The organism is Pseudoxanthomonas helianthi (genome assembly GCF_017939625.1).
Taxonomy (GTDB): Bacteria; Pseudomonadota; Gammaproteobacteria; order Xanthomonadales; family Xanthomonadaceae; genus Pseudoxanthomonas_A; species Pseudoxanthomonas_A helianthi.
Genome location: NZ_JAGKTC010000001.1, coordinates 288,371 through 303,827 on the forward strand (window position 1 = coordinate 288,371; position 15,457 = coordinate 303,827).

Annotated in this window: 9 protein-coding genes; 2 read left to right on the forward strand and 7 right to left on the reverse strand. The window is 59.9% G+C overall.

All coding sequences use genetic code 11. The annotated features are described in order from the left end of the window. Window positions 1-12: 12 nt before the first annotated feature. Window positions 13-825 carry a monofunctional biosynthetic peptidoglycan transglycosylase gene (mtgA, locus tag J5837_RS01400; RefSeq protein WP_210534933.1) on the reverse strand — a complete coding sequence of 271 codons (813 nt, stop codon included), beginning with the start codon at window positions 823-825 and terminating at the stop codon, window positions 13-15. A 54-nt stretch (window positions 826-879) separates the two neighbouring features. Between mtgA and hslO the strand changes: the two genes are divergently transcribed. Then, window positions 880-1,773 carry an Hsp33 family molecular chaperone HslO gene (gene hslO, locus J5837_RS01405; protein WP_210534934.1) on the forward strand — a complete coding sequence of 298 codons (894 nt, stop codon included), beginning with the start codon at window positions 880-882 and terminating at the stop codon, window positions 1,771-1,773. Window positions 1,774-1,914: 141 nt separating this feature from the next. Continuing rightward, entirely contained in the window at window positions 1,915-2,724 is an 810-nt protein-coding gene (locus tag J5837_RS01410; protein ID WP_210536102.1) for an XOO1806 family protein, read from the forward strand. A 73-nt stretch (window positions 2,725-2,797) separates the two neighbouring features. Here the strand turns inward: J5837_RS01410 and J5837_RS01415 are convergent, their stop codons facing one another. From J5837_RS01415 to J5837_RS01440, 6 genes are all read right to left on the reverse strand, one after another. Next, the gene (locus tag J5837_RS01415) at window positions 2,798-4,378 is read right to left on the reverse strand and encodes a tetratricopeptide repeat-containing sulfotransferase family protein (protein WP_210534935.1); all 1,581 of its coding nucleotides are present in this window, start codon (window positions 4,376-4,378) and stop codon (window positions 2,798-2,800) included. 92 nt (window positions 4,379-4,470) lie between these two features. Continuing rightward, window positions 4,471-7,443: a TonB-dependent receptor gene (locus J5837_RS01420; RefSeq protein ID WP_244755513.1), complete on the reverse strand. Its 2,973-nt coding sequence runs from the start codon at window positions 7,441-7,443 to the stop codon at window positions 4,471-4,473. A 324-nt stretch (window positions 7,444-7,767) separates the two neighbouring features. Further along, complete coding sequence (locus J5837_RS01425; protein WP_210534936.1) at window positions 7,768-9,336, reverse strand: tetratricopeptide repeat-containing sulfotransferase family protein; 1,569 nt, start codon at window positions 9,334-9,336, stop codon at window positions 7,768-7,770. After that, on the reverse strand, window positions 9,333-10,919 hold the full coding sequence (locus J5837_RS01430; RefSeq protein WP_210534937.1) for a tetratricopeptide repeat-containing sulfotransferase family protein: 1,587 nt from the start codon (window positions 10,917-10,919) through the stop codon (window positions 9,333-9,335). The genes J5837_RS01425 and J5837_RS01430 overlap by 4 nt, the downstream gene beginning before the upstream one ends. A gap of 89 nt (window positions 10,920-11,008) precedes the next feature. After that, window positions 11,009-14,131, reverse strand: coding sequence for a TonB-dependent receptor (locus J5837_RS01435; RefSeq protein ID WP_210534938.1), 3,123 nt, complete (start codon window positions 14,129-14,131; stop codon window positions 11,009-11,011). A gap of 403 nt (window positions 14,132-14,534) precedes the next feature. Then, window positions 14,535-15,449, reverse strand: a complete 915-nt coding sequence (locus J5837_RS01440) for a DUF4097 family beta strand repeat-containing protein (RefSeq protein WP_210534939.1) — start codon at window positions 15,447-15,449, stop codon at window positions 14,535-14,537. Window positions 15,450-15,457 lie beyond the last annotated feature (8 nt).

Sequence of the window (15,457 nt, forward strand, 5' to 3'; positions counted from 1 at the left end):
GGCGGTTCCGGCCTAGTCCAGCGTGGCCAGGTAGGCCGTGCCGCCGATCTGCTGCATCTGCCGCTGGATCCGGTTCGCACGACCGGACACGTACGGCCCCGGCCGCGCCGCACTGTAGCGCCTTGGCGCGGGCAGGACGGCGGCCAGACGCGCGCATTCGGCCGGTGTCAGGCGGCTGGCATCCTTGCGCCAGTAACTGCGTGCCGCGGCCTGCGCGCCATAGATACCGTCGCCGAATTCGGCCACGTTGGCGTAGACCTCCAGGATGCGCCGCTTCGGCCATAACGCCTCGATCAACGCGGTGTACCAGACTTCCAGTCCCTTGCGCAGCCAGCGCGTCGGCCCGCGTCCCTGCCACAGGAACAGGTTCTTCGCGGTCTGCTGGCTGATCGTGCTGGCGCCACGCAAGCGCTTGACCGGCTGGCCGCGCCGTTCGGCACGCTCGATCATGCGCTCGTTGTGGGCCTGAGCCTTCTCGATGGCCTTGAAATCGAAGCCATGGTGGCTGGCGAAATTCTGGTCCTCCGCCGCGACCAGCGCCACGGGCAGGTTCGGCGACATCTGCCCCAGGTCGCGCCAGTCGTAGGCCGGGCGGAAGCCGAAATCGCCTTCGCCCCAGGCTTCGAACTGGCGCAGGGCGATGAACGCCGTGAAGGGCGGATCGACGAAGCGCAACACCAGCACCTGCAAGGCGCTGCCCGCGGCGAACAACAGCGGCAGGGCCAGCAACCAGCGCAGCCAGCGGCGCTTGCGGCGGACCGGTTCGGAGGCGGTGGCGGTCAATCGATTCCCCTTCAACTTGTGTATCGCGGCAGGCGCCCGCATTGTCTGGGCTTCCCCACACGACATTATGCCGGCCCGGCCGGCACGGATAGCCCCATGTCCCAAGAAGCCGCCGACCTCCAGACCCGCTTCCTGCTGCCCCGCGCAGGCGTGCGTGGCGTCCATGTGCAGCTGGGGCAAAGCTGGCGGGAAATCCTCGCGCATGGCGACTACCCGGCCACGGCCCGCGAACTGCTCGGCCAAGCGACCGCGGCAGCCGCGCTGTTCACCGGGCATACCAAGGTGGGCGGTCGCCTGTCGGTGCAGTTGCGCGCCGGCGGCCCGCTGCGCACCCTGTTCGCCGAATGCACGGCGGCCGGAACCGTGCGCGGCATCGTCCAGTGCGATGAAGACGCGGAAATTCCCCGCGACCTGACCCGGCAGGGTGACGACGCCCTGCTGGCGATCACCATCGAAAACCCCGGCCTTGATCCGCGCGAACCACAGCGCTACCAGAGCCTGGTCGCTCTGCAATCGCCGACCCTAGCCGAGGCCTTCGAGGACTATTTCCGTCAATCGGAGCAGTTGCCGACCCGCCTGCTGCTGGCCACTGGCGGCGAAAACGCGACTGGATTGATGCTGCAGAAACTCCCGGGCGACGAGGGCGATGCGGACGGCTGGAACCGGGTAGGCGCCCTGTTCGACACCCTGGCCGAGGCGGAATTGCTGGCCACGCCGGCGGCGACCCTGCTGCACCGCCTGTTCCACGAGGACGGCGTCGAGTTGTTGGGCAGCAAGCCGCTGGCGTTCGCCTGCTCGTGCTCGCGGGCCCGGGTCGAAGCCATGCTGCGGTCGCTCGGGGTCGACGAAGCCCGAGCCGCGACGGCCGACGGCGTGGCCGAGGTACGTTGTGAGTTTTGTGGGCAGCAATACCGGTTCAGTCCGGCCGAAATCGAGGAACTTTTCGTCCCCCAGCCGGTCGAAGTGACCGCTCCGGAGCGGCTGCAATAGGCAAAAGTGACGGGCGTCTCGACTTGTTAAACAAACATAAAACGGCTAGCATCGGGCCCCTCCCCAAAGGGGAACCAGCGCCGTTGGCGGGGATCCAAACAAGCCATGAAACCGCGTTACCTGCGACTGCCGACTGCCTTGTTGCTGGCCCTTGGGCTGGCGATGGGCGCGCATGCGCAGACCGCGAGCAAACGCCTGTCCACCCAGCTGCCGATCATCGGTAGCGATGGCAAGGTCCAGGCCGTACTCGTGCTGGAACCCACCGGCGAAGCCACGGCCGGCGCCCGCTGGCGTCTCGGCAGCAACACGCTCGATGCCGCCTTCGGGCTGGAATCAGGCGATTCGCTTGGTCTGGCCTGCGACCGCCAAACCGGCTTCGCCAACAGCATCAGCAGCTTGGTCAGCTATTGCCACGTTGCTGCTCTCGACGACGACCCGCAGGCCAACAAGCGGGTTTCCGCCACCGCCAACCTGACCCGCCCGGGCAGCCGCCTGGGCGTATCCGCCGGCACCGGCCGCGACACCCTGCCCGCCTGGTTGAATCCCGGCAAGCCCGCTGCACGAGTCGAACAGAACGACCTGACGGTATTCGGCGAAAAGAACATCGGCCGTGAAGGCTTCGTCCGCATCGGCGGCGCCGTGGCCCGCGCCCGCCTGGTTCCGGCGGCCGACCTGCCCGCGATCGCCGACCGCTGGAACAGCAAGAGCCTCACCGTCGGCGGCGGTTACGGCGCCTTCAGCGCCAACATCATCGGCCGCGTCGTCGACACCCCGGGCAAGCCGCCCTTCGAAGGCCTCGGCCTGGGCATCACCTGGCGCACCCCGTGGAGCGGCCAACTCACCGTCGGCGCCGAAAACGTCATCACCCGCGGCAAGAACCCCTTCGCCCCCAACAACGACGCCAGCGACGAAGGCACCGTGCCGTATGTGCGGTACGAGCAGGATTTGTAAATCTACTAACGGCGAGCCGACGGGCACCGCTAACTCCGGAAATGTAGGGGACGACCTGAGTCTCGGAACCGCGCTAGATGCAGCCCATCTCATTGAGCTTGGTACGTAGCGGACCCAGATGCGTTGCATATTTTTTCCAACCCGAAATCCTTCTGGTATGGATCGGCTCTCGCACTTGAACGCTACTGGCGGTTGACACAGCGGACATATTCCTTTCTATGTTCGCCATCCCTGTGCCGACTGGCAAACCGCAAAACTCTTGGATCCGTAAACTCTGGCTATGCGGCTCACACACCAGATTTTCATAGCTGACGCTCAAAAACTGCTGCGGGAATTCCGCAGATAACATGTCCGCCCATCTGGAAAAGCATCGGTAGTGAACCGCAACATCCGAAATGTCATAGCTATATTCGTAATACCCTGGGGAAAAGTACTCTTTCAAGTTGCCGAAACAGCTGTCCATGGCATCGCGACGCAGGCAGATCATCTTCGCCTCCGGCAAGGCCTTCAGAATCAAATGCGCGTACAGGTAGTTTGCTGGCTGCTTGTCCACTAGCCAGCGTTTGCCGCCCGCACGCCAACGGACACGATCGATATATCCTCTCCCAAGGCTGTCCAAGTCCACGCTGGCTGCCTTCCTTGCGGCTTCGACGTCCAGAAACCCCGGACAGTAATAATCGGTCTCCCATTTGAACTGCATGCGCAATTCACTGAGTTCGCCACAAGCCGCCACCAAGGGGTGATTCCCAAGTATCCGCTCAAGCAAAGTAGTTCCCGTTCGTGGCATGCCGACCACGAAGATCGGCAAGCAGTCTGTCTGGCGTTCCTGCATCTTCCGTTCCGAAATCGCTCTCGCGCCATGCCCGAGATGTTCGAAAATTAGCTCATCGCTTCTCGCCTCATGGCGTGCCATCTGCTTCTTGATTTGCATAGCCTCGCGCAGAGCTGCCCAAGCCCGGTCGACATCCCCGATGCCATCAAACTCCTTAAATAGGGCATAACCAAGTACCCCCTTGGAACCCTGTTCCGTCGTCGCGCGTATCCGGCGCTCCAGCGCATCGATTCTTGCTTCCGCTCCCTGTCGCACACCAATGGAAGCCAAGGCTAAATACGGATATGGATTGTCTGGCTGCAGCCTTATTGAATGTCCATAGGCGTTGACCGCCTTTTCGAAATCGCCTCTGTATTTCCAGTTATTTCCGCTGAAATACCAAAGCCTGCTCTCGTGGGGCATGCGCTCAAGGAAATAGTCCAGCCATTCACGGACTTCCCTATGCTCGTCCAACTGGGCCAATTGCGAAGCAATTTCCGCTACCAACGACGGCCGCAGCCCCTCGTCCTTAGGGACAGTACTCAATTCTTCGATCGCGGCCCGGTAATCTCCTATTGAAATCAATCCATGAATTACTGCCAATCTCTGCGCCAACGGCAAATGCCGCAAATAGGTAGCAGAAACTCGCGCGTGATGAACCGCAAGACGGAATCTCCGCTGCGCCTGGAATACCCTGCCAAGCAACCAATGCGCCGCTGGATGTTCAGGCGCCACGGACAATATTTTCCTGCAAGCAATCTCAGCATCGCCCAGTCGGCCTGCCCGATAACCGGACTCCGCTTGTCTCCAGGCACCTTGCAGATCGACGTCCGATTGGGTCATGTCCGAATTATCAACCGACTCCTCGATCGAGAAAAGAAAAGGCCGCCCAAAGGCGGCCTTTTCAGCCGAGCTAAAGTGGCTACACCCGTGGCTTACCAGGTGTAACGCACGGTGAAGCGGACATAACGCGGGGCCTGGTAGTTGACATCGTTCAGGAAATCCGGATTGACCCGATAGAAGTAGTTGCCGTCGTCATCGACGGTACGGGACAGCTCACCGGCCTCGTTCCGTTCCGTCACCTTGTGCGAATTGAACACATTAAAGACGGAAGCGTTGAACTCTAGGTGCTTGTTCGCCCAATTAGGCACATAGCTCAAGCCCATGTCGACCCGGTACTGCCACGGGGTACGCCCGAAGCTGCCACGGGCCTTCAGCTCCCGAACACCATCAGCATAGATACCATCCTTGGTGAGGCAATAGAAACTGGAAGCCGAGTATGCCTCGAGTTCGGATGCATCATCCGGATCGAGCGCTTCGAGCGGGATATAGCCTTGGCAGCTGACGGGACGACCCGATTGCACCAGCAAATTGCCGCTGACCATCAGCTCGCTGGTGATATCGTACGTACCGAAAAGCTTGAACGTATGCCGACGATCGTTCGGCAGATAGCCGAAAGCGCCATCTTCGAACATCGCGTGGTCGAAGTCCTGGGTCAGGCCAGCGTCGGTCTGCTCCAGGCTGGAGTTGACATAACCCTCCGAATTGCCCTTGCTATGCGCAAAGGTATAGGAGCCCTGCAGGTACAGTTTGTCCTGCTTCGGGCGCTCCACTGTGAATTCGAGCGCATTGTACGAACGGCGCTCCTTCGGCAGGTTCAGATAGCCTTCGTTAGGTACCTTAACCACGGTCAGATTGCCATCGTTGTTCAGGTCCATGGCGATATGGACGTCCTTGCCCGGATTGATGACCATGCAACCGGCCATCGTGCTCGGATCGAAGTCGTCGTAGCCATTATCCGCTGCCCAGCGAGCGAACGCGGCGTGGGTGCAATAGTCTTCCATGCCGTTCTTGAGCTTACGGTAGATCCCCTTGACACCGACGGTCCAAGAATCCATCGCCCATTGCGCGCCCAGGATGAACTCATCTTGGTACATCGGCTTCAGTTCGGTATCAGCAACCGTCTTGGGGTTGGGCGGGGTCAAGCTGCCATTGACGGACGGGCCCGACAGCAGCGGCCCCAACGTGACCGGCGAGCCATCCGCGTTCCAACCACCGCTATACGAGTAGAACGAAGTCGTCAGCGCTTCGAATCCTGAACCGCGAATATTCGTGTTCGAGGCCACGGGGATGTAATAACGACCGGCGTTACCATAGACCTTAAAGGTCGAATCGCCATTGACGTCCCATGAGAAGCCAAGGCGAGGAGCAATCAAATTGTCTGCCTTGACAAAGCTCTCACCCAAGCCATTCTTGTTATCGAACGATTCCGAACGCAAGCCCAGATAGAAGAGCCAGTTATCAGTTGCGCGCCAAGTATCTTCCAGATAGTAAGCCGTATTCTGCACTTCATACTTGCCGCTGGCCGTCTGGTACGTGCGGACGCGGACGCGGTTACCGGGGTAGTAACGATAGTAAACACCACCGGAGTACTCGAGACCGGCGTTCGTCGAAGTGAACTTCTCGGTATCGTAGCCGAACCGCAGCGTGTGATCGCCAATCAGCCACTCAGCGTCAGCGCGATAGGCCTTGCGCTTGTCGGTATTCGGACCAAACTTGCGATCCGCCGGGGTGAACTCGTTCGGATTCCAGCAACCGATGTAATTCAGATTGAGACCATCGGTGTTGTCGTAGGCCGCTGGGCAATCGGTACCCTCAGGCGCCGTCGTACGCCAATCGCGAACATTCTTCAGCTGTCCCGCAAGCAGCGACAGCGTGAAGTTGTCCGTCAAGTAGCCCGTGTATTTGCCGATATAGACATCACCGCCGTTTTCGTATTCGGCATCATCGGACAACTCATCGTGAGTCTTCGCGTAATCCGTGTTGCTGAAATAGTGCTTCTCGCGCGTCTTAGTTTTGTTACGGATGCCGGTGAATTCGAGCAGATGATTATCCGTGATGTTCCAGTCGAGCTTGACCAGGCCCGTTGGTGTCGTATCGGTGTCACGCTCGCTGGTATTGCGACCGTACAGATCGGTGGAACTGTCCTGACCCTGCACCAAACCGAAGAAGAACAGCCGATCCTTGATGATTGGGCCGCCGCCGTACACGTTGTATTCCAGCGTTTCGCTTTCATTGCCGGAACGGAAAACCGAAATCTCGCCCGGCACTCGTGACTTCACATCACGACCATGTTCGCGCAGGCCCGAGGGTTCCCAGTACACACTGGCGCCGCCCTTCCATTCATTGGTGCCGCGCTTGGTCACTAGGTTGATCACGCCGCCCAGAGAGCGACCATATTCGGCTCCGTAACCGCCCGTCTTGATCTGCTGCGAACCAATCGCATCGAATGGCAGATCGGCGAACGACAGGAAGTTGTAAATGTTGGTGACATCGAATCCATTGATGTAGTAGCCGTTTTCCGCCACCGAGGAACCGCCGAACGAGGCAAGATTGCCAAAGCCGGTGTCACCCTGCACAGTGCCCGGAGCCAGCAGAGCCACGTTGGTGATGTCACGGGCGACGGGCAGCGCCTGGATTTGCTCCTGGCTGAAAACCGTCGTCGATTCAACCGAGGACACGTCAATCGGATTAATACGACTACCGCTCACCGTAATGGCGTCGAGTGTGGTCGCACCGCCAGAACCCGTAGCCTCGAAGGCCACTTGGGTACCAGTGCCCACGGCAACCGTAACCTCACGAGTAACGCCGCCCGACGTTACCTTGTAATGTCCAGGGGGGAGCTGGGATGCCGTGAAGCGGCCGTCCGAGCCAGCGGAAATCTCGCGCGAGGTGCCCGTATCGGTATTTTCAATGGTGACCGTAGCACCAGCTCCAGTCTTGCCGAACAGCGAACCGACTGCACTTTGCGCATGGATGCTGCCCGCGAAGCACATACCGAGCGCAACGCTCAATGCAGTGCGACGCACACCTTTCGAAAAGTATTTGGAACCCTTGTGGGTAGTCATTGATGCTCTCTCTCTCATATAGGTCTGGATACAACCAAGAACGACCGGGTGCAGAACCTAGTCAACTGAACAGGCGCGACGCCATAACACCTGCTTCTCCGAAGGATAACGTAAATTTTACGGTCATGGGAAGGGTTCTCGGCCAGTCTCGGCCCGTCTGATCACTGCAATTTCAATGGGTTAACCAAATTGCAAGCCCCTTGAGGGGCTGATCGACCGAAAAAAATTTTGTTACGTCGGCTAAGTAGTTGCAATTGCTACAGTTTCAGGCAGCAACAATCTCACCGGAGTCTCCGACGATCCACGCTCGCGAGTACAACTCGGCTAGGAATGCTGCACCGCAGCTAAAATTCGCGACAACGGTTCCAGTTGTTGCGCATAGGGCACCCATTTCGGGCGTGGTTGCGTAACGATACCCTCGCGAACTTGCACGGCACTGGCCGTCACAACGCCTCGCTGCCGTGGTGAAATGTCCAGCATCGCCATGTCGAATGGAAGCCCGCAGAAATCGCAAACCCGGCGGAGTTCCCTTTCGGGATGCCGGGTCAACTCTGAATAGTCCACGTCCAGCACACGCTCCGGGAATGTCGCGTGCCAATGCCGCATCAGTTCCTGATAGTGGCGGTAAAAGTTAGCCAGATCCGCTTGGTCGTAGCTGTACGGATTCGCATCCGAGAATAGCTCGCGCAGGTTAGAGAAGCACACCTCCATTGGATCGCGAACCATGTGCAATATCTTTGCGTGCGGCAAGGCCTGGCAAATGAATCCGATATTCAGGAAATTGGATGGCAGCTTGTCGGTAAAGAAGCGCTCTCCTTGCAGGCGCCACCCCATGCCCAACAGGTAAGTCCTACCCACCTCGGAGAAATCCGAGCCTTGCGCCCGCCGGATTAACTCCCGATCGATGACACCAGAGCAGTGGCGATCAGTTGCCATTCGCATTGCCGCCGTGAAGTCGTACAACTCCCCCATTGCCCTCAATTGCTTCGCGCCACTCAGCATCTGCTCAAGCAGGGTGGTCCCTGAGCGGTGCATGCCAACTATGAAGATCGGAGTCAACTCATCAGCACTCTCTTCCAGAACGCGCGAAGGTGCGTCCACGGGAAACGCATGCAGCGCCCGGAAGATCGCCTGCGTTTCGGATCGATCATAGGCCAATTGAGCACGCTTGGCCCTGCAACCGATCATCAGCGCTTCCCACGCATCCGCATGCTCGCCCAGATCGTCGAGCGCTTTGTGCAGGGCGAAGCCGAGCAGCGCCAAATCCGCCGGAGAACGCCCAGGGCGCAGGAGTTGCCGGCGGATCTGCTCGACATGGTTGTCGGCTGCGGTCTGCTTACCGAGCGCCGTGAGTAGCCAGTAACCCTGCGCGATCTCGGGTGCGCGCTTCAGCGCGCGCAGCACATCGACCCTAGCTTCCTCGAATCTGCCCAAGTACATGAGCACGTGCGCTCGCGCCAGCAACGTGGTTGGGAAGTCCGGGTCGGCTCGCTTGGCTTCGTCGAGAAACTCGATCGCCTGGCCCGGCAAGTTGGCATAGCTCAGTTGCGCGCCCAGCTTGATCAGCATCGGAATCGGAATGCCGGACATAGGCAGGAGTCGCGCAATGCAGTCCTGCATCTCCTCGATGGCATTGAAAGTGCGCAGCCGCGGAATCAACTCGGACAGGACTTTCGGCGCCCGCACGCCTGTCGCATGCGCACGCAAGGCGTATTCCCGTGCCAATCGGTAATGACCGGCCAGCGAATGGACATACGACAACTGCACGAGGGTTCCTGCGTCACCCGGTGCCGCTTGCAATGCACGTTCGTAGCAGTCGATCGCGCGAGCCCAGTTCTTGGCGGCCGCGAACCCTTCGGCCTGCTGTAACAGCGGCCACACCGCGGAGATCATTCTGGTAGGCCTAGGCTGTCGAAGATCGGCGAAAGCCACGGCGCATACCGCCGCCATGCCCCTACCCCTCTTTGATGCACGGGCTCCCGAACTTGAGCGCTGCTCGCCGTGGAAACCGGCGCGACATTGGTCGTGATGTCCGCGAAAGCCGCATTGCGCGGCAGGCCGATGAAATCCTGCACGCATTCGAGCGTAGCGCCCGGATCGACGGCCAGCGCTTCGTATTCAACGATCTTCACCATGCCCGGAAGGCGCGCATGCCAATGACGCATCCAGCTCTGCGCCAACTTCCAGTGCGCGGCCAGATGATCGAGCCTATAACTGTATGGATAGCTCGCGCCGTGGAACAATTCCTTGAAACCCGAGAAGCAAGCATCCCTGCCGTTGCGGGAGAGGCACAGGATTCGGGCTTGCGGCAGCGCGCGGGCGATCAGCGGGATGCTGAACAGGTTGCGCGGATTCTTGTCGATAACGAACACCGCCTGAGGTTCCACTTGACGAAGCCGCTGCAAGTAGCGCAGGCCTGCTCTCTGCATGTCGATACGTGAAAGCGGACGTGTTTCCCGTTCTTCTAGCAAGGTGCCGAAGAAACTGTTAGAAACTTCGCTGACTGCCATCGACAGGTCGTTCCGCTCACCAGCCGACGACACGCCCGGAATATTGCCCAGCATCCGGTCTAGCAAGGTCGTTCCAGTTCGCGGCATCCCCACCACGAAAACCGGAATCGGCATGCCCGGAACCGACTTGCCCTCCGCGGGCGGGAGTGGATCGCCATCCATCAGTCCCTCGATTTGACGCCGCTCCGCCTCCGGATCGTAGCGGAATTTCTGCGCCATGATTGCGGCGCCTTCACCCAGCGCCGCCCAGGCGTGCTCGACGTCCCCAGCCGCATCCAGTTCATGGAACAATGCATAGTAGAGATGCGCCTGTTCCTCACTCGTTGCCCCATGCGCACTTTGGGCTCGGCGGATGCGATCCACCCTTTCCAAGGGCGATCTCGCCCTGCCAAGGGTCGCCAGCGACCAATGCGCGTCTGCCAGTTCCGGATTTATTTCCAACGTCGCCTCATACGCTTCCCGCGCATCGTCCAACCTCCCCAGGAAGCGAAAGACATTGGCGCGAGCGTAGTGCAGCAAAGCGTTTGGCGGCACGCGCGGCAATGCGTGGCCGATGAACCTGAGCGCATCTTCATAGCGACCGGCAAGCCATAGGTGTTGGGCCAGCATCGGCGACTGGTTGAGTACGTGGGGGTTGTTCCAGTCTGCGGTTAGGATTACCGACGCGACCTCGGCATCCTCAGCGAAATCGAGCAAGCGCAAGCTCACGAAACTGATCTGCCTGTAACGGTTGGCGAACCGCACGGAGTCCGATGCACGCATGACATAAGAACGCGCCATGTGGAAATCTCCGTCGCGTTGCGCATGACGTGAAAGCCGCAACAACGCAGGCACGTGATGCGCATCTAACACCAGGATTGCCCTGTATTCCGAGCGCGCGGACGCGATATCGCGATTGGATTCGAATTGCTGCGCGCGTTCCCACCGCAAATCGAGTTCTTGATGCGTTGGGGTTATCAGATTCATAGCTCAAGCATAAGGCCTGGAAGGCCATCGCGAAACGGGAACGGCCGCCCTGCGGCGGCCGTTCGGGGACTTCCAAAGCGACGTATCGATCAGAAGTCGTACTGCACCATGAAACGCACCGAACGCGGAGCCTGGTAGGCGCGCGGCAACAGGTACGTGCTCAATGGATTGCCGGTAGCGGAATCCTCAGCCACATCGCTAACCGCGATGACCTTCTGCGAATTGAACACGTTGAACACGTCCACCTTGAACTGCAGGCCCGGCGCAAACGAAGGGCGATATGCCGCGTTCAAGTCGACCGTGGTGGTCCAAGGCAGGCGACCTGCCGTGCCACGCGGCACGGCATGTACGGTCGCATCGTTCGAAGCGCCATCCGGCGAGTTGCTGCAACGCATGAAGCCAGAACCGTAGGGATGCGGACTGTAATGGTTATTGCCGGTCACCGGATCGGGCAGGGCCGGGTCCAGATCCAGTACGCCGAGACAGTTGTAGGGACGCCCGGACTGCACCAGCAAGTTGGCACCCAACGACCACTGGTCGTTGAACTGGTAGCTGCCAAATACCTTCAGCGCGTGGCGACGGTCGTTGGGCAGGTAGCCGAAGGTATCGACCGTCAGCTCCTTGTAGTCGAAGTCCTGGGTGGTATTGGTATCAGACTGGCCGATATCCGACTTCACGCCGCCTTCGGTATTACCCTTGTTCGCCGACCAGGTATACGACGCCTGGAAGAAGAACTTGTCCCAATTGCCGTCCAGGAACAACTCCAGTGCCTTGTAGCTGCGCTTGGCGTCGGGGCTTAGACGATCTCCCTTGACTGTGTACGTCGTGTAATGCCCATCGCCATTAAGGTCGGTGACCAAAACCGCATCCTTACCCGGGTTGAACAGGCGGCAGTACGGGAAGCCCGGGTTGGGCACTGTGTACGACAGACCGTCGGCATCAGCGAGTTCGGTAATCGCGGTGTAGTCGCAGTTGTCGTCGATGGCTGCCTTAAGCTTGCGGTAAATTGCGCGAGCGCCCAGGTTCACATGATCTGTAATTGCACTCTGGAAACCAAGGATATATTCATCCTGGTACATCGGCTCAAGATTCTTGGAAGCGATGGTCAGCGGGTCGTGCGCCTTCCCATCTTCGCCGTTGATCAGGTTCAACGGGTTCAGCGGACCGGTCAGTATCGGCGCGCCAGTCACCGGATCCACACCCGAGAAGCGATTGTTGTTGCTACGCTGGAAGATCGATGCGCTGGAACCGCGCACGGCCACGCTGGGGGTTAACGGCAAGGCATAACGACCGGCATTGCCGTAGACCTTGAAGGTCGAATCGCCATTCACGTCCCAGGAGAAGCCGAGGCGGGGGCCGAACTGATTATCGATCTTGACGAAGGCGCGGCCGTCGGCGCCCAGGTTCTCGAAGGTATCCCAGCGCAAGCCCAGATAAGCCAGGAAATTGTCGGTAACCTTCCAACTGTCCTCGATATAGAAGGCGCGCTGCTTGACTTCGATGGTCGTCCCTCGTGCCGTGGTCTGACGGCGCACGACGTCGAACTCATCGCCCGTGTTAGCCTTGCCGTCTGGGCCATTGTTGGTCGAATAACGCCACAACCAGCCGCCGGCGTTGGCTTCGCCTGCCACCGATTCGTAATTGTCGATGTCGACGCCAAAGCGCAGCTGGTGAGAGCCCAGGATCCACTCCGCGTCGATACGGTACTGGTCGCGGGTGTCCTTATTGTTGTCAGCCTGCAGCAGGGCACCGTTGGTCAGGTTGCAGAAGCTGCCATATGGCCCGGTCATTGCCTTACGGTAGCCGGGGCGCACATCGATAATAACCGGGCATCCGCCCAGCGAAGTAGTGCCGGTGATGCTTCGGGTATACGCGGTGTTGATATCGCCGTTGTAGCGCACTTCCGAACCATCCGGGTTGCGAAGGTGCTGCTGGCGCTTGAACTCGCCATGGCCCGCCAATGCGGTCAGAGTGAAGTTGTCGGTCAGATAACCGGTGTACTTCAACACGAAGTTTTGGCCGCCCTGGGTATCGAACAACGTGCCCGCGTAGGCCTTGCGATCCAGCTGGCCCGGCGTGTTGGCATAGACCTTGGTATCCGTCTTCTGCTCATCGGAAAACGCGGTCAGTTCCAGCTTGTTGTTGTCGTTGATGTTCCAGTCGAACTTGGCCAGCCAGGTCGGATTCTTGACCTTGTTGTTGATGTTTTGCAGCGCATCCTTGTTGCCCCAGGTATCTTGCTCGGTATTGCCGTAGGACAGCAACGCATAGGCGAACAGGCGATCCTTGATCAATGCGCCGCTGGCCCAGACGCTCGTGATGAGCTGATCTTCGGCGTCCTTGCTGTTGTCTTCCTCGATCTTTCCGAAATCGCTCGGCGACAACGGATTGGAATACTTGACGTTCTTGACCTTCTCGCGCAGCGAGTCGGGTGCCCAGAACACGTTCGCACCGGCCTTGAATTCATTGGTACCGCGCTTGGTGATCTGGTTGACCACGCCGCCGAGCGAACGGCCGAATTCCGCGCCATAGCCGCCGGTCTTGACCTGCTGCTCGGCAATGGCCTCGAAGGGCACCTTGGAGAAGTTCAGGCTGCGGAACGAGTTGGTGACGTTGAAACCGTTGATGTAGTACTGGTTCTCGGCCACCGACGAACCGCCGAACGACGCCAGGTTGCCGAACGCGGCGTCGCCACGCACGGTGCCCGGGGCCAGCAGCGCCACCGACGTGGTGTCGCGCGGTACCGGAATGCGGGCGATCTGCTCGGACGTCAGCACGGTGGTCGATTCGACCGACGACACGTCGATCGGGTTGACCAGTTGGCTGGCGGTGACGACGACGCTGTCGAGCGTCTTGGCGTCACCACCGGCCGCGGCCGCGAAGCTCACCGGCGTACCGGTACCCACACTCACGCCGACCGCCTCACGAACGACGGTACTGCCATCGGCGCGACGCAAAGTCACGTTGTACCTGCCGGGCTGCAGCGCGGAAATGCGATATGCGCCATCGGCACCCACCACGACTTCACGGCGGAAACCGGTGGCCGGGTTTTCGACCACCACGGTCTCTCCCGACGACGCCTGACCGAAAACCGAACCGGTCGTATTGGACTGAGCCTGCACGCCACCCGCGACGCACATACCAAGCGCAACGCTCAACGCAGTGCGTTTGGCACCTTTCGAAAAGTATTTGGAACCCTTATGGGTAGTCATTGATGCTCTCTCTCGGTGGAATAAGGATCTGGATACGGCCAATGGTTGCGTGCTAAATCCAAGCCAAGGCAACGACAGGCGGTTCGCCACGTACGCCTGTTCGACTTGAGCATAACGCAAATTTTACGGCAGGGGAAAAGACTTCCATGCCAATTCTTGCGAATCACGACTCCTGCAATATCAACAAGTTAAGCAACAGAATTTCGGTTACGCCTTGACGATGCGAGAGGCCTGCGGTCCTGGGGCGGTGATCCGATGTCGGCTCAAGCTAAGTTGTTGCAATTGCTACGGTTTCGGATGGAATGATCTTGCACCACGCGAAAGCAAAGGGGCGCCATGCTCGAACACAGCGCCCGTACATGACCGTATGGATTCGGCTTTTGCCCACGCCGGGGAGTCGCCTTTATTCCAAGCTCAATGTTGCACTGCCAGAAAAAGTCTCGATGCTGATTTCGCCGTCGCCGTTGCCGTAACGGGTGTTGAAGCTGGCGCCGGGGCCGTACTTGGGGCGCTCGATGGTGGCGCCGGGGGCCTTGAGGTCGCCGCTGAAGGTTTCGGCGGTGACGCGGGCGGAAAGGTTCTTGGGTAGCGTCAGGGTCAGGTCGCCGCTGACCGTTTCCAGGTGGATGCGGCCATTGGTGTACAGCCCAGTGCGCAAGGTGGCGTCGCCGCTGACGGTGGTAGCCGACAGTTCGCGCAATCTTTCGTCCTTGACGGCAACGTCGATGTTGCCGCTGACGGTTTCAGTGGAAACTTCGCCATTCATGCGTCCGCGCAAGGTGATGTCGCCGCTCACGCTGTCGACGGTCACGCTGGGGCTGTTGACGGTCAGGTTGACCGAACCGCTGACGCTGTCGACGCTGACTTCTTTCGGCGCGGCGGCCACCACGACATCGCCGCTGACGTTGTCGATCGACAAACTCGACGGCGCCACGCCGGTCACGTGGACATTGGCGGAAACCGAATCGATCTCCAGATCGGCACGCAGCGGAACCATCAGCTGCAGGTCGGTCGGGCCGAACTTGCGGCCGCCCGCCCACCCTTCGCTCTGCGGCGTCTTCACTTTCACTTCGAGGTGGTCGTCGTCGCCTTCGATGATCAGCTTCTCGACGCCATCGCCGAGCGTGCCGCCGATCTTCACTTCGGGACGATCCCAGGCGCGTACCACGATGCTGCCCTTGACGTTGGAGATGTCCACGCGGCCGGTCGGCGACAAGGGGCGGGTCTGGTCGATCGGCGTGCCGGCGAAGGCCGGGACGGACAGGGACAGTGCGGCAGCGAAAGCCGTGGCGAATGCGGTGCGTGTGATGGCGGTCATGGCGGTAT